Consider the following 22,857-nt stretch of genomic DNA (forward strand, 5'->3'; position numbering starts at 1 on the left):
AAAGATGGGGACTAGCTATGTATAAAATATCAATGATTATACCTGTTTATAATGCAGAAAAATATCTGAAAAGAACAATAAACTCAATTATTAATCAAAGTATTGGTTTTGAAAATATTGAACTTATTTTAGTAGATGATAATTCTCAGGATAACTCAAAATATATTATAGAAGAATATGTGGCTAAATATGATAATATAATAGGTATTTATTCCAATAAAAACCATGGATTTCCAGGATTTGGGAGAAATAAAGGTATTGAAATAGCTAGTGGTCAATATATTATGTTTTCAGATAATGATGATGAACATGATAAAGATTTATGCCTAAAATTATATGAAGCTATTAATTTTGAGGATGCAGATGTAGCTTCCTGTGATAAAGTTAAAAGAGATAATATCAAAAATATTCAGGTATCTGAAAAGTATGTTGGTGGAAAAATAACCTCCAATGGAAATATTATAATCTCTCATGAGGATTTGGCATATTTTGAAGATATAACAATCTGGAATAAAATTTTTAAAAAAGAAATCCTTGTAAATAATAATATACGATTTGTAGAAAACATGTTAGCTGAAGACTTGTTGTTTTGTCTTGAAGTCTTTTTTAACTCATCTAAATTAGTTTATTTGGAAAAATATTATGGATACTTTTGGGATATGCATGAAGAATCATTATCTCATGAATGCAGTCCAAAACATGTTGAAAACCTGCTTAATTCAATTCCTGAAATGTTTAAAATTTTAGATAAATATAATAAAAAAGATTTAGCTAGCTTTTATTTTAAATTCTACTTACGTAACATACTTAGATTTTTCATAGATGTAAATACAAATAGAAATAACTTAAAATCAATGATTAAAAAGTTGTATAGTTATGAAAAGAAAGCTGGATTTGGATGTAGGGCTAATGAAGGTTGGGCAAATTTAATTAATTTTTTTATAGTTCATAAATTCTTTAATTTAGCTATTTTAATAATTAAAGGTATGAAATTTTCAAAAGAATCTACATTTTTAAGAAAAATTTTTAGAACTATTAAGTAATTTTTAAGGGTTATTGTAGTAAATAATAAATATTGCTTTTATTTTAAATAATTGAAGTAATTTATAACATTAATTTTTTTATATTGGTTGATTTAATAAATTTAGTGTTAATTACAAGGAGGTAATAAATGATAGATTTTAATAAATACATATATGATTATTCTTCAGATATTAGGAGTTAAAGTTACAAATAATTTTACTTACAATGAAACAGTTGAAATGGAAGATAGAATATTATTAGATTTTGATAAAAATAATGTCCCAGTTTCTTTAGAAATTATGGATGCTTCTAAAAGATTTAATGTTCCAAAATATTCATTAAATGATTTGAAATTTTTTAATATGAATGTTGTTGTTGATGATAAATATATCATGATTAATGTGGTTATAGGTGTTTTAATTCATAATAATGAAAATAAACATATTTTAGAGTCGTTTACTGACAATAAATATGAAATTCCAAATATAACTGCTGAATTAGCTATTTAATATTATTTTTTTTATAATTTTGAAAAGTTGTTTTACTTTAGAAATATTGTAGTTAAATGTAATTAGTGTTTAATTTAACTTTTTTTTAATTTAAATGTGCAGTTATTATGGTATAACTAGAAGCATTAACCGTTATTATACATCCATCAACTTCAATATAATAATTTTTACCTTTACGACTTATTTTAGCATTTTTCTGTTTAATTTTAGAAATACAATAACTAACAACATCATCAGTATCTAATTTAAGGTTTTTTTTAATTCTTCCAACACCCATTTGGGTTGTGTGTATTTTATCTATATTTTCAAGTAAAGTCATATGTTTATTTTTAGTGTAGTTGTATACATAAATGTTATTTTATGGAATTATGGGGTGAGTACTTGAAAAATGATTTTAGGGGAGATCAATGTATTATTAAATATTTTGAATATTTAAAAAATTAAATTTGGAATAGCTGTTAAGCTATTCAGTTTATTAGCTTTTACGATATGGTAATCTTTTAATAGGCCTTCGTAGTAATTTTAAGCTAATTTTGTTTCGAAAATAGATTTTTTTTATTGTGAGTATATGTTTAGCTATTTTTGTGTGGATGTCTAAGTTAGCTATCTTTTTTTGAAGGATAATATTTATGGAATCTATTTTCAATTAATAATATTATTTTTATACTTTATAAAAGTTTTCCTATTTTGTGTAATTTTATTCTTTAAAAGTGTATTTATCAGATGAAATTTAAGAATTAAATATTTGGATTTAAATTAATTTTCATGAAAATATGGGTGGTTTAAATGACAATTTTTATTTTTAATTTTGTTTTTTAATTACATGATTTTGATTAATAAATTATTTATATTTATATTGATATAGTGTTAATTTAATTAGTGTGGTTTTTCAATAAACCTTGGATCGATTTTTATGGATTTTGAAAAAATTTATGCAAAGTTACCTGGAGCTATTAAATATAATAATCACATGCTTAATTTCTTTTTAAAAGTTCCTAAAAAGTTACAAAATCTAAATAAGAAATCTAATCAGTTAGATTCACAAAATCAATTGTTGGATTTGCTTTTTACGAGTTGTGATATTAAAATAAAAGGTACTTTAAGAAATGTGCAACTATTATATGTGGAGTTACTTCGTTTTTTAGATAATGTCTGTAAAAAGCATGATATTGATTATTGGATTGATTATGGTACTTTACTTGGGGCGGTTCGTCATGGTGGATTTATTCCCTGGGATGATGATATAGATTTATCTATCATGAGAAAAGACTATGAAAAACTAATCAAAGTTCTTCCAGAAGAAATATCTAAATATGAATACTTTAAAGAAAACTGTGGATTATCTTTACTTATTGAAAATCAAAAAAACTATTTTGAAGGATTTAAAAGTGTTTATGATGTTAATGATGAAAATAATTTTTTAGATGGAGACAAGTTTTCATTTTTACAAATTGCTTGGTTAAAACCATATGTTAAGATTGATTTATTCCCAAAGGATTATCTTTTAGAAGAAAAACTAGAATCTTTTAAAAAAAATTATGTGTCAACTAAGTACAAGTTTAATTATGATGTTAAATCAGGTAAAAAAACTTTCTGGAGTGAATTTAATAAAGTAAAAAAAGATTTAGGTTTAGTTAACACTGAAACAAAATATTTAACTGATTCAATTGATGTTTTACAATTAACTCCTGTGTGGATTTTTGAGACAGATAAAATGTTTCCATTAAAAACAATAAAATTTGAAGAATATGAATTTAAATGCCCTAAAGATATAAATTATGCTTTAGAGGTTTCATTTGGTAAAGATTATATGCATATTCCAAGTGTAATTGAAAATCATAGTGTGGTTCCATTTATAGAGCATCAATTTGATTCAGTTGATGAAATGAATGAATCATTTTCAAAATCTATTGGTTATTTAAAAGAAATTAATGATAATTTTTTCAATGAGTGATAAAATATGTTAAATTTTACAGTAGGTCCAGTAATGTCTGATGATATAGTTTTAGAAATTGGAAGTAAGCAAGTTCCATATTTTAGAACTCCTGAATTCTCAGATTTAATGTTTGAAAATGAAGGATTAATAAAAAAATTTACTTATGCTCCTGAAGGTTCAAGAACAGTTTTTATCACTGGATCAGGAACAGCTTCGATGGAAGCAACAATTATGAATGTTTTTGATGAAAATGATAATGTTTTAATAGTTAATGGTGGTGGATTTGGTAATAGATTTGTTGAGTTATGCCAGTTACATAATATAAAATACACTGAAATTCCAATTTCTTTTGGTGAGACTTTAACTAAAAAAACACTTGATAAATATAATGGTGGAGATTTTACAGGATTTATTGTTAATATACATGAAACATCTATTGGTCTTCATTATGATTTAGATTTAATAAGTCAATTTTGCCATGAAAACGATTTATTTTTAGTTGTTGATGCAATAAGTTCATTTTTAGCAGATCCAATTGATATGGAAAAACAAAATATCAATGTTTTAATCACTGGTTCACAAAAAGCATTAGCTTGCCCTCCAGGAATTTCGGTCATTGTTTTAGATAAAAATGCTATTTCTCGTATAAATGATATTACTTGTAAATCTATGTATTTTGATTTAAAAGATGCTTTAAAAAATGGTGAGCGAGGTCAAACACCTTTCACTCCAGCTGTAGGAACTTTAATACAAATTAATGCTAGGTTAAAAGAAATTGATAAACATGGTGGAGTTGAAACAGAAATAAAAAGAATAGCTAATGTAGCATCTGATTTTAGATTAAAAATCAAAGATTTGCCTTTTGAAGTATGTTCTAGTGAATTATCTAATGCAGTTACTCCACTTCATCCATTAACTGCAAAAGCATCAGATATTTTTAATATTTTAAAAGATGAATACGGAATTTGGATTTGTCCAAATGGTGGGGAATTAGAAGATACTTTGTTTCGTGTAGGTCATATTGGAGCTCTCACAACAAAAGATAATGATACCTTAATAAATGCATTAAAAGACTTGGAAAAAAGGGGAATTATATGATTAAAGTTATAACCTATGGTACATATGATTTATTCCATTATGGTCATCAAAGATTGCTGGAAAGGGCAAAAGCACTTGGGGATTATTTAATTGTAGGTGTTACTGCTGATGATTTTGATAAAAATAGGGGAAAAATAAATGTACAACAGTCATTAATGGAAAGGATAGGATCAGTAAGGGCAACAGGATTAGCTGATGAAATCATTATAGAAGAATATGAAGGTCAAAAAATAGATGATATTAAAAGATATGATATTGATATTTTCACTGTAGGGTCTGATTGGGTTGGAGAATTTGATTATCTTAATGAATACTGTGATGTTGTTTATTTAGAGAGAACTGAGGGAGTTTCAAGTACAGATATACGATCAAAAGATAGACAAATTACTTTAGGTTTAGTTGGTGAAGGATTAATCTTAAACAAATTTTACAATGAAACTCAATATGTTAATGGATTAACTGTTGGTGGAATATGTTCATGTGATAAAAACCAACTTAATGACTTTGATAATGATTTAATTTTGACTCAGAACTTTGATGAATTAATAGATGATGTTGATGCAATATTTATTGTGTCTCATCCATCAAAACATTATAAACAAGTAAAAAAGGCACTTGAAAATGGTGTCCATGTTTTATGTGAATCTCCAATTGCTCTTAAAGAAGAAGAATTTTGTGAATTATTCAAACTAGCTAAAAAAAATAATTTAATTTTAATGGATTCAATTAAAACAGCATATTCTACTGCTTATAATAGACTTTTGTTACTTGCTAAAAAAGGTAAAATTGGAGATGTAATATCTGTTGATGCAACATGTACTAGTTTAGCAGAAGGGTCTAGTGATGATTGGAATACTATCACTGCATGGGGTCCAACAGCATTATTGCCAATTTTTCAGTTACTTGGTGTGAATTATAATAACAAAAACATTAATTCTCTTTTATTAAATAATATTGAGAATTTTGATTTATTTACAAAAATAGATTTCACATATCCAAATGCAGTAGCTTCTATAAAAGTTGGAAAAGGAGTTAAATCAGAAGGTGAATTAATAATTTCTGGAACAAAAGGTTATATTTATGTTCCAGCACCATGGTGGAAAACAGATTACTTTGAAATACGTTTTGAGAATCAAAATGAAAATAAAAAATATTTCTACCAATTAGATGGTGAAGGAATAAGATATGAACTTGTAGCATTTATAAAATCAATTGAATTAAATAAAACAGGTTCATATATTGATATTAATATTTCTAAAGAAATATCTGCAATAATAGAAGATTTTGAAAACTGTAAATTTAATCATTTAGGATGAATTTATTTATAAGGTCCAAAATCAACTGTGTTATAAATATGATTATATCTTTCATTTTCTGGAGGTAACTCCATATAATTTTTATCATATAATAAAGTTAAATATGTGTCATAATCATGGGGAACATTAATTTCAATATTTTCAAATTTAACTTTTTTAGCAGGACTTAATGATGATTTAGGTATTATTCTTGGAGTATTGTATGTTGTACTAAGGTTACATACATAGTCGCATTTTTCATTAAGAGATTTATCCACAAATTGGGTTCCATATTTTTTTATTTTTTGAAAATTTATTTTAAATAATTTAAAAATAACTTTAATAACTTTTCCAATTTTTTCTTTATTTTTAGATATGTATGCTTCGCTGTTTGTTATTTCATAAATCCAAATTAATTTCCTTAAAAGTTTCCATTTAAATAAGAATTTTTTTCTTTTGTTTTTATTATTAGGGATGTTGTCTAATACAAATAAATCTAAACTTAAACCTAATGTAAAATCGGTATTAATATCGTAATATTCTTCAGTTTTTGTTCCTTTTAAGTTCCATTGTGAATAAAGTCTACAGTAACCTTTTTTATTTCTAGAACTTAATAATTCATATTTATCTTGAGGTAATTTTTCTAATACATCTAATAATTTTTCGTATTGATCCCTTAATAAAATTAAATCAATATCATCATCCCAAGGGATAAATCCATTATGTCTTATAGCTCCAATCAATGTGCCTGAATCTGCAAAGTATTCTATGTCATTTTCTTCACATATTTTAATAAAATCAGTTAACATCATTAAATTTAAATCTTGAATGTGTTTTAAAACTTGGGAATCATATTTATTGAATTTGTCAGGTATTCTTATAACTGCCATATATATGCCTCTACTATTTTAATTTATATATGACAAATCACATAAATATTATTGTATTTAAGTAAAATAGGTTTTACAATGATTATTTATTTTATAAAATAATGATATAATATTTATTGGGGATATTAGTAATGCAAGCAATTATTCTAGCAGCTGGAATGGGAAAACGTTTAAAAGAGTTAACAAATGATGTTACTAAATGTATGGTTAAAATAAATAATGTCACTATGATTGAAAGAATGTTATCACAATTAGATGACTTAAATTTAAATAAAATTATTTTAGTAATTGGATATAAAGGAAACAAATTAAAAGATTTTATTAAAACATTAAATGTTAATACTCCTATTGAATTTATTGAAAATGAAATTTATGATAAAACAAATAATATTTATTCTCTTTTTCTAGCTAAAGATTATTTATTAAAAGAAGATTCTTTAATTTTAGAATCTGATTTAATTTTTGAAAATGGGATATTGGAGGATTTGATTAATGATCCATATCCTAACTTAGCATTAGTAGCTAAATTTGAAAGTTGGATGGATGGAACTGTTGTTACAATTGATAATCAAAATAATATTATGAATTTTTTATCTAAAAATCAATTTTCATTTGAAGATATTCCTAATTACTATAAAACAGTTAATATTTATAAATTTAGTAAAGATTTTTCAAATCATTACTATGTTCCATTTTTAGAAGCCTATATTCATGCTTTAGGAACCAATGAATATTATGAACAAGTTTTAAAAGTGATTAGTAATTTAGATGAGTCACATATTAAAGTTAAAAAACTTGTTGATAAAAATTGGTATGAAATAGATGATATTCAAGATTTAAATATTGCAGAATCAATTTTTGCCCCATATGATGAAAAACTATCTAAATTCAGTTCTAGGTATGGTGGATATTGGAGATATCCTCGTATGTTGGATTTTTGTTATTTGGTAAATCCATATTATCCACCCCAGTCTTTAATTGATGAATTAAAGTCTAATTTTGAGATTTTACTTGAAAGTTATCCTTCAGGGATGGAAATTAATAGTTTACTTGCAGCCAAATATTTTGGAATCAATCAAAATCAGATTTGTGTTGGGAATGGTGCTTCAGAATTAATTAAATCATTAATTGAAAAAGTTTTAGATTTTGATGATAAATTAGGTGTTATAACACCAACATTTGAGGAATATTCTCATAGAAAAAATCCTGAAAATATTATTAGTTTCACTCCAAATAATAATAGCTTCCAGTATGATGTTGATGATATTATATCATTTTTTGATAATAAAGATATTAAAATGTTAATCTTAATAAATCCAGATAATCCTTCTGGAAATTATATTTATAAAAATGATTCATTAAAATTAGCTACTTGGGCTGAAAATAATGGGATTACTTTAGTAATTGATGAATCTTTTATAGATTTTGAAGATGTGGAAGAAAATCCATCTTTTTTAGATCAAAAAATTTTAAAGGAATATCCAAATTTAATCATTGTAAAAAGTATTTCAAAATCATTTGGAGTTCCGGGTTTAAGATTGGGTGTTTTAGCATCTAACAATTTAGAGTTAATAAAATATATTAAAAAAGATGTGGCTATTTGGAATATTAATTCATTTGGAGAATTTTATCTTCAGATATTTGAAAAATATAAATCTGATTATGAAGAGGGTATTATTAAATTTAAACAAAGTAGAAATAAATTAGAAAAAGATTTAGGTTCTATTAAAAATTTACGTGTAATTCCATCTCAAGCTAATTATCTTATGTGTGAAGTTCAGGGGGAAATTAGCAGTACAGATCTTACTGAAATTTTATTAAATAAATATGATATATTAATAAAAGATTTGTTTTCTAAAAACGGTTGTTATGGGAAATCTTATGTAAGACTTGCTGTTCGTGATGAAAAAGATAATTCTGCTTTATTTGAAGCATTAAAAGAAATTTTAGATTGATAAAATGAATGTTACAATTATTGGTGGCGGTAATATTGGTACATTAATTGCTGCTGAACTTTTAAATAAAAATTATGATGTTTGTATTTATACCTCTAAAGTAGATCAATGGGGTGATTCTTTAGAAGTTTATGATGTTAATAATAAGTTTTTATTTGAATCTACTGGTTTAAAAGTAACAGATAATATTCATAATGCTCTAAAAACTGCAGAAATTATTTTTATAACTTATCCTGCAGCATTATTTCATAAACTTTCAAAAGATATGGAAAATCATGTTCATAGAGGTCAATATATTGGTGTTGTGCCTGGAAGTGGTGGTGCTGAATTTTTATTTGGTAATTTAATAGCTAAAGGTTGTATTTTATTTGGTTTACAAAGAGTACATAGTATTGCGAGATTAAAAGAATATGGGAAATCTGTGTTGATGTTGGGAAGAAAAGATGGGTTAGATATAGCCACTTTCCCAAGAGGGTTTGAACTTTTTGTTAAAAATTTACTTGAAAACATGTTTGATTTGCCGTGCAATGTTATAACTAATTATTTGGCTATAACATTAACTCCTTCCAATCCTATTTTACATACAAGTAGATTATATTCAATGTTTAATCAAAAACAAATATTTGATAAAAATATTTTATTTTATGAAGAATGGGATGATGATTCATCTGAGTTAATGATTAAATGTGATAGTCAATTGCAAGATTTATGTGATGTATTAAGGATTAATGGTGTTAAATCATTGAAAGATCATTATGAAAGTTATTCAATAAAATCTATGACTCAAAAGATAAAATCTATTGGAGCATTTAAAGGTTTAACTTCGCCTATGATTCAAACAGATAATGGGTGGATTCCAGATTTTTCATCAAGATATTTTACAACAGATTTTTCATTTGGCTTAAAAGTTATTATTGATATTGCAAGAATTTATAATGTTGATGTAAGTTATTTAGAAAAAATTTGGGATTGGTATTATAATTTGTGCAATCCAAAAAATTATTTTGATTTATTTAAATTGGGAATTAGTTCTCAAAAAGATTTTGAAAAATATTATTATTTTGATGGCTAAGTTATAATATTTAATTATGATAAAAAATAAAATTTGGAAATTATGGATGTTTTATGTGTTTTTTTACACTCTCTGTAAAAATAATCCCATAAAATTTCATTTTTAATTAATTTTTCAAATACCTAATTCAGGGATGACATACGTTGCAGGGTTTGTATCCATTTGATTCTGCTTCTTGTTTTGAATTAAATGTAATTTTATTTTCTTCATTAATTTTTTTAGCCCATTTACATCCTGGGGTGTGGAATTTATCTGAGTTTGCACTTGCTACATAAGTTTGGTCATTGTCTGTTTGTGTAGTGTCTTTATGAATACTATTTATTTTACAAATAATCAGATTTCCATCATTATTTTCATAATAACTTATGTTGGCTGTTTTTCCATTATTTAATTGTTCAGTTAGGTTTTTATAGTATTTGTCGGGTATGTATATATCGACTGGTTTGGAGTCTATTGTTGTTTGAATGCAATATGGGTCGTTATTTTTAAATAAATCATCATAACTTATTAAGGTTGTTTTGCAGTTTTGTGTATGTGCACTAACACTACTTAAACATAAAACTATTATCATGATTGAAATTAATATTATTTTTTTATTCATGTTTTATTGTCCTTTTTATATTTAGAAATCTTGAAATTGATTTAATATATGTTTTAAGTATTTTTTATAAATAACTTTTTTTTTTTAAATGGATTATATGAATAAATCATATGAAAATTTCATGATTAATATACAATTCATTGGTTTTTAGTTAATGAGTTTATCAGGATATTTAATAATAAATGTAGTCTTATTTATTTGATTAACGTTTTATTTTTTTATTATTTTTTTAAATAAGTCTTAAATTTATTTGATTTCTTATTTATTTACTTTTTCATGTTTAAATCAATTTTAGATTAGTTGTTAGAAAGAATTATATAATAATTTGATTTAAATTATTAAATAAGTATTATTTAAATCGTGAGGTATATAATATGGAGAATATAAAAAATTTAAAAATAGAAAATTTTGGACCTATAAAACAGGCAAATATTGATATATTTCCATTAACTATTTTTATTGGTCCTAATAGTTCGGGTAAATCATTCATTGCTCAGATTATCCAATGTTTCAACAGTCGTTTTGATAATTATGGTGATATATTTAATAATGCTTTAAATTCAACGAAATATTTTGATAAAAAAGCTGAAAAATTATTTTCTAAACTTTCTGATAAAATAAGCAAATATGTTAAGGATAATCCTTAGTTATCTTCAGATTCTCTTAAAATTCCTATTTCAGAATTAAAATATTTAATTGAAAATGGAGTTTTAAAATATTTTCCAGAGTTATTTGAAGATAAAATTAAAAAACAATTTGATGTTAAGAATTTGAATGAGTTAATTCAATTTAAAGAAAATTACTTTAGAATTGAAATAAATGATACTATTCTAATTAAAGAAAATAATAATGACTTTAAAATGGAAAGTTCACTTATGGAAATCCCATCATCTGAAGAACCAATAATTAATGATGAAATAGTTTTAAAATTCGATAAGAATGATGAAAATATATTAATTAATATGAATTCTTTTTTAATTAATAAACGATTTGACAATGAAGATGAAATGATTCATTATATGATTTATGCTCTTTTTGGAGTGTCAATATTTGAAGATACTCTTTTAAAAAATTCTTATTATATTCCAGCTGAGCGATCAATTTTTACTAAAGATAAAACAATAATTTCTAAAAGAATCCAAAATAAGATTGATTTTTCAAAAAACCAAGAAGATTTTGCATTATCTTTATTTAATTTAGATGGTGATGAAAAAGGTCAATTTTATGATCTGGCTTGTAATTTTGAGAAAGAACTTTCTGGAGGCCATATTGTTTTAGAAAAAGATGGATTATTCAATAATGTAAAATATTTAGATTTTAATGAAAATATTAAATTATCTCCAAAATTATTATCTACATCATTAAATGAAATGGCTGCAATTATACTTTATTTAAAATACATATTAAAAGAAGATGATTTATTAATTATTGAAGAGCCAGAGGCTCATTTACATCCAAAAAATCAACGTATTTTAGTTAAATATTTGGTTGAAGCTATTAACAAAGGATTAAATGTTTTGATCACAACTCATAGTGATCATGTTGTTCATCAATTTAATAATTTCATACGTTTGGGAAATTTAACATCTAATGAAATATTTAAATTGAATTATAATGAAAATAATGTTTTGAATTTTAAGGATGTTAATATATACCATTTTAAAGAACAATCAAAATATTCATTTATTCCAGAAAAAATTAATGTTAATAATACAGGTTTTACGGAAGATACTTTTTCAAAAGTCACAGAAGAATTATATGATGAGTCTATAAATATAATTAATTTTTAGAAAGGTGATTTTTTGGAATTTAAACAACATTTTATAAAAGAATATGGTGAAAAGTACATATTGGATAAATGTATGGAAAAAGGATGCTTTTTTAAAGATATTAAAAAAGAAGAATATGTAATTCTTGATGGGGAGGGTCTAGAAAAAAGAAATGGAAAAAGTTCTGTTGATTGTATTATTATTAAATTAAAAGCTAATTTGGATAATAAGTAGGATATAATTTTATGTGAATTAACTTCTGGATCAAAAGATTTAAAAAAAGTTAGGCAAAAATTTGAAGATAGTGGAAGTTTAGTTGTAAATGTCATAGAACACATGGGGAAAGATATAAATAATATTTCTTGTTTGCTTTTAGGTAAAATAAAAGATAATGGTCAAAGGATAACTTATAAAAATTTAATGAATCCTATTTTTATTAATGGGTTTGGAAGGAATGATATTTTTATTAGAAGAGAAAGTTGTGAATATAGTATAAATAATTTTAAATTTAATTAGTATTCTTTTAAGTATAAACTACATTAATATTAAAATCTAAATATTGGGGTATGGAAATTAACAAACATATTTCAATAGCTAAAAAAGAATTTAAACAAGCTATTGTTGATAATAAACGATTAATTTTTTTAATTTTTTCATTATATGTAATTTCAGCTGTTTTTGCTTGGGTTTTTCATAGTCAGTTGTTAGATTTGTTAAATCCTTATTTGGGTGAAATTAAAGCAGAGTTATCAAGAGAATTTACAATGGATCCTGCATTGGAGCTGTTTATTAATAATGAAACTGCAGGTCTTACAACTTATTTTTCATCTGTTTTCTTTGGAATAATGGCATTTGTTAGTGTCATTGTTAATGGAATAACTATAGGGATTGTTGGTGGAAAAATAGTAAGTGCGGATCCTTTTCATATGGGCTTGATGTTTATAGCTTTGATTGTTCCTCATGGAATATTTGAAATTCCTGCAATGATTTTTGAATCAACAGCTGGTGTTTTACTGTTCTTATTTATTTGGAGATTTTTTAAAACAATTGATACTACACGAAATGATATTTCTAGTTTTAAATTAAGAGCTAAAAATTCCTGGAAGTTAAACAAGGTTTATTTAAAACAGTCTGTTGTTCTTATGGTGTTTTCTTGTGTGCTGTTAATTATTGCAGCAATTATTGAGGGACATGTCACGGAATATGTTGGAATGTGGGTTGATTCATTTTTTAATTAATCTTATTTTTAATAATTTTCATATTTTGCTAAAGATGATTTTATTAAACAAATCACTTAATTTTAAATCAATTTTATTTTGCTAGAATTTTTACATTAATAGGTGTTGATGAAAAGTATAAAATAAATTAGATGAAATTTATAAAATAATTTCAATGAAAAGTATAAAATAAATTGGATGAAATTTATAAAATAATTTTAATGAAAAGTATAAAATATATATCATGAAATTTATAAAATAATTTTAATGAAAAGTATAAAAAAGGGATTATGATGAAAAAATATTTGCCGAGATATACCGACCAGGAATTAAAAGAATCATTAGAATATATGGGTGCAGTATTAATAACGGGTCCAAAGTGGTGTGGGAAGACGACAACAGCTAAACAACAATGTAATAGTTTAAAAGAGTTACAACATCCTGTTTATGGAAAATCTTACTTAAAACTTGCAGATACAAATCCTATAGAATTATTAAAAGGTGAAAAACCTATGTTAATTGATGAATGGCAAATGGCACCAGAATTATGGGATACAGTAAGATATTTGGTAGATGAATCAGATGATGAGGGGCTATATATTTTAACTGGTTCAACAATAGTTGATGAAAGTAAAATTATGCACTCAGGAGCAGGTAGGATAAAAAGAATTGTGATGCGACCGATGAGTTTATATGAAAGTGGAGAATCCACAGGAGCAATATCATTGATGGATTTATTTAATAATGATGATTTAAATATTGATGGAATAACATCAAATTTAACTATATCTGATTTGATATTTGCTGCATGTAGGGGTGGGTGGCCAGAATCATTAAATAAAAAAACAAAAGAACAACAATTAGCTATTGTAGTAAATTACCTTGATATAATATGTAATAGTGATGTTTCTAATGTGGATGGGGTTAAACGTAATCCTCAAAGAGTAAAAGCTATCTTAAAATCTTATTCTAGAAATATTTCAACATTAGCAACTAATAAAACACTCATGAAAGACATAAAAACAGAATACTGTGATATTTCAGCACCTACATATAATTCATATATTAATGCTCTTGAAAGATTATATGTTATTCAAAATATTCCTGCGTGGTCACCAAACATCAGATCAGCAAATACTATTAGAAAATCCTATAAAAAAGAATTTATTGATCCATCAATAGCTGTAGCAAGTCTTAATTTAACTCCTGAAAAATTACTAAAAGATTTTGAAACCTTTGGATTTATATTTGAAAACTTGTGTATTCGTGATTTATTAGTTTACTCAAGTTCAGTTAATGGGGAAGTATTGTATTACAATGATGATAGTGGTCTTGAAGCGGATTGTATTATATATTTAAATGATGGTAGATATGCATTAATAGAATTTAAATTAGGCAACAGAGAAATTGATAAAGGAGCAAAAAATTTACTTAAATTAAAAAATTTAATCAAAAAAAGTATTAAAAGCAAAAAAATTGATTTGGAGGAGCCTAGTTTTTTAGCTGTTATAACTGGTGGTGAAATTGCGTACACTAGAGATGATGGGGTAAAAGTTATACCTATAGGATGTTTACGATAAATGTTTTTAGTGGATGGTGGGGTAAGTTACATTAGTTTTTTTTAAAATAGTATTTTTCAAATTTTTTCATAGATTTTTATTCAGTTTTTTCAACTTTAACTAATTTTTTCCGTATTCTTTTTCAAATTAAATGTAGTTAATTAATATAGTACGTTTAACTAAATTAGTAATATTGGTAACAATAAATTAAATTATGTATTATATTGCAGTTGATTTTTTATGGCGAAAACGAAAGATAAAAATGAATGGGGAAGTAATCTATCATTTCTATTAGCTATGATAGGTTCAGCAGTCGGACTTGGTAATATTTGGCGATATCCTTATGTTTTGTACAGTAATGGAGGAGGAGCATTTCTTATTCCATATATTGTTGCAATTTTGATTATGGGTATTCCATTTTTAATTTTAGAATATGGTGTTGGATATAATTTTAAATCTTCATTTCCCAAGGCAGTTCGGAAGATTTCTGAAAAATGGGAGTATTTAGGTTGGTTCTTGCCAGTAGCTGTTTTCATGATTCTTATATATTATTCAGCTATTCTTGGTTGGGATGGATTTTATGTAATTTTGTCTGCATTTAAAGGATGGGGTGCAGATCCAAATAGTTATTTCACTGGTTCTTTCCTTCAAGCTAATGACACTTTAAGTGGGCTTGGTACTTTTGTACCATTTATTGCTATTGCAATGCTTGTAGGGTGGGTTATTGTGTGGTTTATCTCACATAGAGATTTAGAAAAAGGTTTAGGTAAAGTATCTAAAGTTTTAGTACCTTTATTATTTGCTATTATGATTTTCATAGTGATTTTCTCTTTAACTTTACCTGGTGCAAGTATTGGTCTTGCAGAGTTGTATAATCCTGATTGGAGTTTATTACTTGATTTTAATATTTGGATGGCTGCATTTGGTCAAATGATATTTTCTTTAAGTTTAGGTATGTCTATTGCATTTACTTATGCTAGTTATACTAAAGATGATTCTGATTTAGTTTCTAATGCTTTATGGGTAGTTTTAGCTAATTGTGGTTTTGAAAACTTTGCAGCTATTGGTGTTTTCTCAATTCTTGGATATATGTCACTTCAAAGTGGAATTGCAGTGCCTGATCTTGTTACTCAAGGAACTGGTTTAGTATTTATTGTATATCCTACAGTATTTAATGTACTTGGTGATTTAGCTACTATAATTGGACCATTATTCTTCTTTACAGTTTATTTAGCTGGTTTAACAAGTATTTTATCAACAATTGAACCTTTATCATTTTCTATTCAAAATAAATTTGGATGGTCACGTAATAAGACTATGAGTATTTTATGTGTATTTGGTGCTGCTGTTTCTATGATTTATGCAACAGCTATGGGTTCATATATTTTGGGAATTGCTGATACATTTGTTAATCAGATAGCTATTTTAATTGGTGTAATATTTGAATGTATTGTATTTGCTTGGATATTTAAAGCAGAAAATATAATTCCTAAACTTAATGCAAAAAGTAAATCAATTAAATTAGGTAAATGGTGGCTTGTTATAGTTAAATATGTTCTTCCAATTTTTATAGCATTTGTATGGCTTGGAGGACTTGTAGGAGTTATTTCTTCTGGTTCAACAGTAGAGTTAGCTATTTTGTGTATTTTAACTGTAATTTTACTTGGAGCTACATTTATCTTTACTAAATTACCTGCAAAATCTAAATCATGGAATGAAGTTGAAGAAAGACTTTAATTTCATTTTTATTTTTTTATTTTTAATTTATAGCTATTTTAATTTTATTGAAATCTTTTTATAGTTTTATAACTCTATTTTTAATATTTTAATACTTTTTTGGTATTTTTATTAATTAGTAATTATTAATAATTTTAATTTTTTGAAATAGGTTGATTAAAGTTTATTTTAGAACTTATCAAAAATCTATAATTATTTCTATGTTTTAAAGTTCTATTTTTTGTGATTTGCTTAAAGTGTAGTTAATTAGCTTATTTGTTAATTTATTAATGTAAAATAATGAACATTACTCATATTTATCTTTAAAAATTAAACAGTTAACTATAAATAAAACAAAATTAGTAATAATATTGTGGAATGTTAAAAGTAGTTTTTTACTTGAATTTCACAAAAAATCTAAACATTTAAAAAAAAACTCTTGGGGGTAAATTCAATGGATGTTGAATTTGAATTTAGCTTTGAAGAGGATGGATTTATGATTCATATTAAAGAAATTAATTAAATCATTTAATTAAAAATGGCTGATAATATAATTAATTAAATATCAAAATCACCTGTTGTGTTTTTTTAATTATATGGTGGTAAATAGTTTATATTTGCCATTTTTTATCATTTTCTTATTTTATTTAAAACTATTATTATTAATCTAATTTTAATTAAATTAGAGAACTTCTTAGATTTAATAACTCCTAATAATCTTTATATATTTTCAAAGCTAAATTTATTAATATTTAATATTCGGAGTTTATTGTTCATGTTAAATAATAAGACAATATTGATTACTGGAGGAACTGGTTCTTTTGGTAAAAAATTTACAAAAAGAGTATTGGAAAAATATAATCCTAAAAAAATTATCATATATTCAAGAGATGAATATAAACAATATTTGATGCAAAGACAATTTAATGAACATAAAAAAGTAATGCGTTATTTTATTGGTGATGTTAGGGATAAAGAAAGATTTGCACGTGCTTGTGATGGTGTAGATATTATTGTTCATGCAGCAGCATTAAAACAAGTTCCAGCAGCAGAATATAATCCTTTGGAAGCTATTAAAACTAATATTGATGGGGCTAGAAACATTGTTGATGTAGCTATTGATAAACATGTTGAAAAAGTAGTAGCTTTATCAACTGATAAAGCAGTTAACCCAGTTAATTTATATGGTGCTACTAAAATGGTATCTGATAAATTATTCATAGCAGCTAATGCTTATGTAGGAGCTAAAAATACTCAGTTTTCAGTAGTTCGTTATGGAAATGTTTCAGGTAGTCGTGGTTCTGTAATTCCATTTTTCAAAACTTTAATTGATGAAGGTCAAAATAAAATACCAATTACTGACATGAGAATGACTAGGTTTTGGATTACTCTTGATGAAGCAGTAGATTTAGTTATTAAAGCTATTGGTGATGCTAAAGGTGGAGAATTATTTATCCATAAATGTCCTTCATTTAAAGTAACTGATTTAGCAAAGGCTATGCTTCCAGATTGTGAATTTGAGGATGTGGGAATTAGACCTGGTGAAAAACTTCATGAAGTAATGATAACTAAAGAAGATTCAAGATCTGCTTATGAATATGATGATTATTATATTATTTACCCAGATTTAGAATGGTGGGAAGAAGTTAATGTAAAAGAAGGTGGAAAAAAGGTAGAAGATAGATTCTACTATTCCTCTGATAATAATCCAGTTTGGTTATCTGTTGAAGAAATTAGGGAAGCTTTAAAACATATTGATATTGTATATTAGGTGATTTTTATTTCTAAATTTTTACCTTATGGAAAACAATGCATTGATGAAGAGGATATTGATGCAGTTACAAAAGTTTTAAGTGAGGATTTTATAACTCAAGGACCAAAAATAACAGAGTTTGAAGAAAAAATAGCTAAATATGTTGGAGCAAAATATGGTGTTGCTTTTAATTCAGGAACATCTGCTCTACATGGTGCTTATTTTGCATTAGGTCTAAAAAAAGGAGATGAAATGATTACAACTCCTAATACTTTTGTAGCTACTGCTGATGCTGCTCTTTATTTGGATGCTAAAGTTAACTTTTGTGATGTGGAAAAAAACACTGGAAATATTGATGTATCTAAATTAGAACCAAATAAAAATACTAAATTAATAGCTCCAGTACATTATAGTGGAAATCCTGTTAACTTAAAAGAAATAGCAGATATTGCAAGTGATAGCAATGCTAAAATTATTGAAGATGGGGCCCATGCACTTGGTGCAAAATATGAAGGTAAGAAAATAGGGTCTTTAAAATACTCTGAAATGGCAATGTTTAGTTTTCATCCAGTAAAACATATTACAACAGGTGAAGGTGGAATTATTGTTACAAATAATGAAGAATATTATGAAAGACTTCAATTATTTAGATCTCATGGGATTACTAAAACAAATTTAATCAATCCTTCTGCTGGAGATTGGTATTATGAGATGCAACATTTGGGTTTTAACTATAGAATCACTGATATTCAATGCGCATTAGGTTTGTCTCAACTTAAAAAATTAGATTCTTTTGTATCTAAAAGAAGACAAATAGCTAAAAAATATGATGAAATTTTTGAGGATAATCCTTATTTTGATATAATTTCAGAAAATCCAAATGGTGAATCTGCTTATCATTTATATCCAATATTATTAAATGAAAAATATGCAAATCATAAAAAAGAAATATTTTCAAAATTACGTTCTGAAGGATTAGGTGTTCAGGTGCATTATATACCTGTTTATTTACAACCTTATTATCAAAACTTAGGATTTAATAAAGGACTTTGTCCAGTAGATGAAGAGTTCTATAAAAGAGAGCTTAGTATACCAATGTATCCTACATTAAATGATGATGATTTAGAATTTGTACGAGAAAAACTTTACAAAGTACTTAGTGAGTATTAAAAAAATGAAAATTGGAGTAATTATTCAGGCTAGAACATCTTCAACAAGACTTCCAAGAAAAGTTTTAAAACCACTACCTTTTAACAGCGATATTAATGTGTTACAACAAGTTATTAGAAGAGTAAATCAATCTAAACTAATTAATGAAATAATAATAGCTACAACAACACAGAAAGAAGATGATGAAATAGTGGATGTAGCTAAAAAAGAAAATGTTAATTGGTATAGAGGTAGCTTAGAAAATGTTTTAGAAAGGTATTATTTAGCAGCTTTAGAAAATAATCTTGATATTATTGTTAGAATAACTAGTGATTGTCCTTGTGTTGATTCAGATGTAATTGATAAAATTATTGAAAAACATTTAGAATCTAATGCTGATTATACATCAAATACATTGAATAGAGGATTTCCAAGGGGGATTGATGGTGAAGTAATTAATTTTGATGTTTTAGAAAAAGCATATAATCAAGCAACTGATAAATTTGAAAAAGAACATGTGACTCCATTTATTTATAAAACTCATCCAGAAGATTTTAACATTGTTCAATATACAACATTAGAAGATAATTCTGATATTAGGATTACATTAGACACTCCTCAAGATTATGCTTTGCTGTGTAGTGTTTATGATAATTTGTATAATAAAAATAAATTCTTCTCTTTAACTGATGTTATAGAATTATTTAACAATAAACCTTATTTAAAAGACATAAACTCTGAAATTACTCAAAAAAAGGTTTGCAATAGCTTAACTGAAGAATTGGATGAAGTTATTAACTTATGTGAAAAACAAGATTTAGATAGAGCTAAAGAATATATTAAAAAGATAATATGAATGTGATAATATTAACTGAAGGTGGAAAAAACTATGGTTTTGGTCATGTAGCTAGATGTAGCTCAATATATCAAGCATTTGAACAATTTAATATTTCACCTCAATTTATTATTAATGGAGATAAATCTGTTGAAGCAATTTTGCAAAACTTTAGTTATACAATTTCGGATTGGCAAAATTTAGAGTTTAACAAAGATGATATTGTTATTATAGATTCATATCATGCATCTTTAGATTTTTACCAAAAAATAGCCAATACAGTTTCATTAGCTATTTATATTGATGATAATAATAGATTAGAGTATCCTGAAGGAATTGTAGTAAATGGAACAATTTTAGCAACTACTTCTAGAAATGATTCATTATTTGGATCTAAATATATTCCACTTAGACAAGATTTCTGGGATGCAAATATAATAAATATTAAAAATGAAATAAAAACAGTTTTAATTACATTAGGTGGCAATGACTTAAGGAATTTAACTCCAAAAATTTTAAATTTATTAAAAAGTGAACCTTTTACTAAAAAAGTTATTATTGGAAATAGTTTTGATAATCTTTGTGAAATTGAAAAATTTGATGATGATTTAATTTATGCACCTAACAGTAAACAGATGCTTGAAGCTATGGAAAATGTAGATTTAGCTATTTCATCAGCAGGTCAAACATTGTATGAACTTGCAAGAGTAGGTGTCCCAACAATAGCTGTGGGTGTTGTTGATAATCAAATAAATAATATTAAAAACTGGCAAAAACAAGGTTTTATAGAATTTGCCGGATTTTGGAATGATGATGATTTGGAAGAAAATATTTTAACTAAGTTAAAATCACTTAAAGAACCTAATTTAAGAAAAATAAAACAAATTAATGGAATCCGGGCTGTTGATGGTAAAGGATCATTAAGAATAGCTAAAATAGCATTAAACAGATATTATAAAATTAATTCTACTTTTAGAGAAGTTAAAAAAGAGGATTGCCTTAAAATATTTGAAATAGCTAATGATGAAGAAGTAAGAAAAAGTTCTTTTAACACAGATAAAATAGAATTAGAAACTCATAAAAAATGGTTTAATAAAATATTAAAAAGTAATTTGACTAAATTTTTAGTTTTAGAATATAAATCAGAAATTATAGGTCAATTAAGGTTTGATTTTGATGAAAAATATCCAGTTATAAGTATTAGTATGAATAAAAAATACAGAGGATTAGGATTATCTAAATACTTATTAAATAAAGGTATTAGTTATGTTAAAAAGAATTATAATCAGAATATTTTAATTGCAGACATTAAAAAAACTAATATTAAATCAATTTCCTTTTTTGAAACTATGGGTTTTAAAAAAAAGTGTGAAATTAGAGATAATACTGCTTTAAGATTTATTTATAGAGGTTAAATTATGGAATTTGAAATTGATGGTAGATTAATTGGTGATGAACATCCTACTTTTATAATAGCAGAGCTTTCAGCTAACCATATGAATGATTATAAAATTGCAGAAGATACTATTAGAGCAATTGCTAAATCAGGTGCTGATGCAGTTAAATTTCAAACTTATACTCCAGATACTATAACTTTAGATTGTGATAATGAGTATTTTCAAATTAAACAAGGAACAATATGGGATGGTCAAATATTATATAATTTATATGAAGATGCATTTATGCCATGGGACTGGCAACCTAAATTAAAAAAACTAGCTCAAGATTTAGGATTAATTGTATTTTCTTCACCTTTTGACGAAACTTCTGTAGATTTCTTAGAAAACATGGGTGTTGGAGCATATAAAATTGCATCTTTTGAAATTATGGATATTCCATTAATTAAATATGTGGCAAGTAAAAATAAACCTGTAATAATTTCAACAGGAATAGCTACAAAAGATGATATTAAATTAGCTATTGATGCATGTAAAAGTCAAGACAATGATAATATAGCTGTTTTAAAGTGTACTTCATCATATCCTGCACCATTAGATGAAATAAATCTTAAAACAATTCCAGATTTAAAAGAAAACTTTCAAACAATTGTTGGACTTTCAGATCATACTTTGGGCAGTGATGTAGCTATTGCATCTGTAGCTATGGGTGCTAAAATAATAGAAAAACATTTTATTTTAGATAGAAATATGGGCGGGCCTGATTCTGAGTTTTCAATGGAACCTTATGAATTTAAACAGATGGTTGATTCAATAAGAAATGTTGAAAAAGCATTAGGTAAAGTTAGCTATGATTTGTCTGATAAAATGAAATCAAATAGGGAATTTTCAAGATCTTTATTTGTGGTTAAAGATGTTAAAAAAGGGGAAGTATTAACTAAAGACAATGTTAAATCAATTAGGCCAGGTTTTGGTGCACACCCCAAATATTTTAATGAAATTATTGGAAAAGTAGCTTTAAAGGATATTAAAAAAGGAACTCCATTTAAATTGGATTTTGTAAATAAATAAGGGGAATTTTGC

Annotated in this window: 19 protein-coding genes and 1 pseudogene; 17 read left to right on the plus strand and 3 right to left on the minus strand. The window is 25.3% G+C overall.

Annotated features, from left to right (window positions below; all coding sequences use genetic code 11):
- Positions 1–17: 17 nt before the first annotated feature.
- On the plus strand, positions 18–1,043 hold the full coding sequence (locus Q0984_RS04180) for a glycosyltransferase family 2 protein (protein WP_299524020.1): 1,026 nt from the start codon (positions 18–20) through the stop codon (positions 1,041–1,043).
- 153 nt (positions 1,044–1,196) lie between these two features.
- Positions 1,197–1,532 (plus strand): DUF2283 domain-containing protein, encoded by a 336-nt coding sequence (locus Q0984_RS04185; protein ID WP_299524022.1) that lies wholly within the window; start codon positions 1,197–1,199, stop codon positions 1,530–1,532.
- Positions 1,533–1,617: 85 nt separating this feature from the next.
- On the opposite strand, the gene Q0984_RS04190 is transcribed toward Q0984_RS04185, so the two are convergent.
- The gene (locus Q0984_RS04190) at positions 1,618–1,851 is read right to left on the minus strand and encodes a DUF3781 domain-containing protein (RefSeq protein WP_299524025.1); all 234 of its coding nucleotides are present in this window, start codon (positions 1,849–1,851) and stop codon (positions 1,618–1,620) included.
- Positions 1,852–2,445: 594 nt separating this feature from the next.
- Here Q0984_RS04190 and Q0984_RS04195 point away from each other — a divergent pair.
- The 3 genes from Q0984_RS04195 to Q0984_RS04205 are packed head-to-tail and all read left to right on the plus strand — an operon-like array spanning position 2,446 to position 5,882.
- The gene (locus tag Q0984_RS04195; protein ID WP_299524027.1) at positions 2,446–3,486 is read left to right on the plus strand and encodes a phosphorylcholine transferase LicD; all 1,041 of its coding nucleotides are present in this window, start codon (positions 2,446–2,448) and stop codon (positions 3,484–3,486) included.
- 6 nt (positions 3,487–3,492) lie between these two features.
- Positions 3,493–4,566 (plus strand): alanine--glyoxylate aminotransferase family protein, encoded by a 1,074-nt coding sequence (locus Q0984_RS04200; protein WP_299524030.1) that lies wholly within the window; start codon positions 3,493–3,495, stop codon positions 4,564–4,566.
- Positions 4,563–5,882 carry a Gfo/Idh/MocA family oxidoreductase gene (locus Q0984_RS04205; protein WP_299524033.1) on the plus strand — a complete coding sequence of 440 codons (1,320 nt, stop codon included), beginning with the start codon at positions 4,563–4,565 and terminating at the stop codon, positions 5,880–5,882. The genes Q0984_RS04200 and Q0984_RS04205 overlap by 4 nt, the downstream gene beginning before the upstream one ends.
- Positions 5,883–5,884: 2 nt before the next feature.
- Here Q0984_RS04205 and Q0984_RS04210 read toward each other — a convergent pair whose 3' ends face one another.
- Complete coding sequence (locus tag Q0984_RS04210; protein ID WP_299524036.1) at positions 5,885–6,751, minus strand: phosphorylcholine transferase LicD; 867 nt, start codon at positions 6,749–6,751, stop codon at positions 5,885–5,887.
- A 131-nt stretch (positions 6,752–6,882) separates the two neighbouring features.
- Between Q0984_RS04210 and Q0984_RS04215 the strand changes: the two genes are divergently transcribed.
- Both Q0984_RS04215 and Q0984_RS04220 read left to right on the plus strand, forming a co-directional pair.
- Positions 6,883–8,706: an aminotransferase class I/II-fold pyridoxal phosphate-dependent enzyme gene (locus Q0984_RS04215; protein ID WP_299524038.1), complete on the plus strand. Its 1,824-nt coding sequence runs from the start codon at positions 6,883–6,885 to the stop codon at positions 8,704–8,706.
- A 4-nt stretch (positions 8,707–8,710) separates the two neighbouring features.
- Complete coding sequence (locus Q0984_RS04220) at positions 8,711–9,778, plus strand: NAD/NADP-dependent octopine/nopaline dehydrogenase family protein (RefSeq protein WP_299524040.1); 1,068 nt, start codon at positions 8,711–8,713, stop codon at positions 9,776–9,778.
- 127 nt (positions 9,779–9,905) lie between these two features.
- On the opposite strand, the gene Q0984_RS04225 is transcribed toward Q0984_RS04220, so the two are convergent.
- Positions 9,906–10,379: an Ada metal-binding domain-containing protein gene (locus Q0984_RS04225; RefSeq protein ID WP_299524042.1), complete on the minus strand. Its 474-nt coding sequence runs from the start codon at positions 10,377–10,379 to the stop codon at positions 9,906–9,908.
- Positions 10,380–10,753: 374 nt separating this feature from the next.
- On the opposite strand from Q0984_RS04225, the pseudogene Q0984_RS04230 reads away from it, so the two are divergent.
- The 10 genes and pseudogenes from Q0984_RS04230 (at position 10,754) to pseI (ending at position 22,845) form a co-directional block, all read left to right on the plus strand.
- Positions 10,754–12,169 (plus strand): annotated as a pseudogene (locus tag Q0984_RS04230) (AAA family ATPase).
- A gap of 12 nt (positions 12,170–12,181) precedes the next feature.
- Positions 12,182–12,382, plus strand: a complete 201-nt coding sequence (locus Q0984_RS04235) for a hypothetical protein (protein WP_299524044.1) — start codon at positions 12,182–12,184, stop codon at positions 12,380–12,382.
- A 332-nt stretch (positions 12,383–12,714) separates the two neighbouring features.
- Positions 12,715–13,386 (plus strand): stage II sporulation protein M, encoded by a 672-nt coding sequence (locus Q0984_RS04240; protein ID WP_299524047.1) that lies wholly within the window; start codon positions 12,715–12,717, stop codon positions 13,384–13,386.
- A 272-nt stretch (positions 13,387–13,658) separates the two neighbouring features.
- The gene (locus tag Q0984_RS04245) at positions 13,659–14,945 is read left to right on the plus strand and encodes an ATP-binding protein (protein ID WP_299524050.1); all 1,287 of its coding nucleotides are present in this window, start codon (positions 13,659–13,661) and stop codon (positions 14,943–14,945) included.
- Positions 14,946–15,164: 219 nt separating this feature from the next.
- Entirely contained in the window at positions 15,165–16,661 is a 1,497-nt protein-coding gene (locus Q0984_RS04250; protein ID WP_299524053.1) for a sodium-dependent transporter, read from the plus strand.
- A 754-nt stretch (positions 16,662–17,415) separates the two neighbouring features.
- Positions 17,416–18,411 carry a UDP-N-acetylglucosamine 4,6-dehydratase (inverting) gene (gene pseB / locus Q0984_RS04255; RefSeq protein ID WP_299524056.1) on the plus strand — a complete coding sequence of 332 codons (996 nt, stop codon included), beginning with the start codon at positions 17,416–17,418 and terminating at the stop codon, positions 18,409–18,411.
- Positions 18,412–19,563: a UDP-4-amino-4,6-dideoxy-N-acetyl-beta-L-altrosamine transaminase gene (gene pseC, locus Q0984_RS04260; protein ID WP_299524059.1), complete on the plus strand. Its 1,152-nt coding sequence runs from the start codon at positions 18,412–18,414 to the stop codon at positions 19,561–19,563.
- A gap of 4 nt (positions 19,564–19,567) precedes the next feature.
- The gene (locus Q0984_RS04265) at positions 19,568–20,398 is read left to right on the plus strand and encodes a glycosyltransferase family protein (protein ID WP_299524062.1); all 831 of its coding nucleotides are present in this window, start codon (positions 19,568–19,570) and stop codon (positions 20,396–20,398) included.
- The gene (locus Q0984_RS04270; RefSeq protein WP_299524064.1) at positions 20,395–21,792 is read left to right on the plus strand and encodes a GNAT family N-acetyltransferase; all 1,398 of its coding nucleotides are present in this window, start codon (positions 20,395–20,397) and stop codon (positions 21,790–21,792) included. The genes Q0984_RS04265 and Q0984_RS04270 overlap by 4 nt, the downstream gene beginning before the upstream one ends.
- Before the next feature lie 3 nt (positions 21,793–21,795).
- Positions 21,796–22,845, plus strand: coding sequence for a pseudaminic acid synthase (pseI, locus tag Q0984_RS04275; RefSeq protein WP_299524067.1), 1,050 nt, complete (start codon positions 21,796–21,798; stop codon positions 22,843–22,845).
- Positions 22,846–22,857 lie beyond the last annotated feature (12 nt).

This window comes from uncultured Methanobrevibacter sp. (assembly GCF_934746965.1).
Lineage (GTDB): Archaea > Methanobacteriota > Methanobacteria > Methanobacteriales > Methanobacteriaceae > Methanocatella.